At 52.8% G+C, this 1,388-nt stretch carries 1 protein-coding gene; it reads left to right on the top strand.

What is annotated here, in order from left to right:
- Positions 1-1,388 (top strand): aconitate hydratase AcnA (gene acnA / locus NI467_RS14530; protein WP_253153491.1); only part of this gene is annotated, 1,388 nt, incomplete at both ends.

The raw sequence follows: 1,388 nt of genomic DNA, 5'->3' as shown, positions 1-1,388 counted from the left end.
GCCGGTAACGGCATCATGCACCAGATCAATCTGGAGAAAATGTCTCCAGTCATTCAAAACCGTGATGGCGTGGCATTCCCGGATACTTGTGTCGGTACGGATTCACATACCCCGCATACCGATGCTCTGGGCGTGATTTCAATCGGGGTGGGCGGTTTAGAAGCTGAAAACGTAATGCTTGGCCGTGCTTCGTGGATGCGTTTGCCTGACATTATCGGGGTGGAGCTGGTCGGTCAGCGTCAGCCGGGCATTACCGCAACCGATATTGTACTGGCGCTCACAGAATTCTTGCGTCAAGAGCGTGTGGTCGGCGCCTATCTGGAATTCTTTGGTGAAGGTGCAGACAGCATGTCGGTAGGGGATCGTGCGACGATTTCCAACATGACGCCTGAATATGGGGCAACTGCAGCAATGTTCTACATCGACCAGAATACCATTGATTATTTAACGCTGACGGGCCGTGAAGCCGAGCAGGTCAAGCTGGTTGAAACCTATGCCAAAGAAATTGGTCTTTGGGCCTCAGACATGACTCAGGCGGAATATCCGCGTGTGCTGCGTTTCGACCTTTCTACCGTCACACGTAACATTGCCGGACCTTCCAATCCGCATGCGCGTGTTTCAACGGCGGACCTGAAAGAAAAAGGCATTGCCGGGAATCTGCAGGCCGCACGTGCCCAGGAAGCAGAAGGCCTGATGCCAGATGGAGCGATCATTATTGCTGCGATTACCTCATGTACCAATACCTCTAATCCACGCAATACCGTGGCAGCAGGCTTGCTGGCACGTAAAGCCAATGAATTGGGCCTGTTGCGTAAACCGTGGGTGAAATCATCGTTTGCCCCGGGGTCTAAAGCAGCGGCTTTATATCTGGAAGAAGCCGGAGTACTGGGTGATCTGGAAAAACTGGGTTTCGGTATTGTCGCTTATGCCTGCACCACCTGTAACGGCATGTCGGGTGCACTTGATCCGAACATCCAGCAGGAAATTATTGACCGTGACCTGTATGCCACAGCGGTGCTTTCAGGTAACCGCAACTTCGACGGACGTATCCATCCTTATGCCAAGCAGGCATTTTTGGCATCTCCGCCTTTGGTGGTGGCCTATGCCATTGCCGGAACCATCCGTTTTGACATTGAAACAGATGCATTAGGGCAGGACAAAGACGGCAACCCGATTTACTTAAAAGACATCTGGCCGTCGGATGAAGAAATTGATGCGCTGGTCAAAGAATCGGTTAAACCGGAACAGTTCAAGCAGGTGTATATCCCGATGTTTGATCTGGGGGAGCGTGAGCAGGCAGCAAGTCCGCTGTATGACTGGCGTCCGCAAAGTACCTATATCCGCCGCCCGCCTTACTGGGAAGGCGCACTGGCTGCCCCACGTACACT

Source organism: Acinetobacter sp. S4397-1, assembly GCF_024129285.1.
GTDB lineage: Bacteria > Pseudomonadota > Gammaproteobacteria > Pseudomonadales > Moraxellaceae > Acinetobacter > Acinetobacter lwoffii_C.
This window is presented reverse-complemented; position numbering and strand designations above follow the sequence as displayed.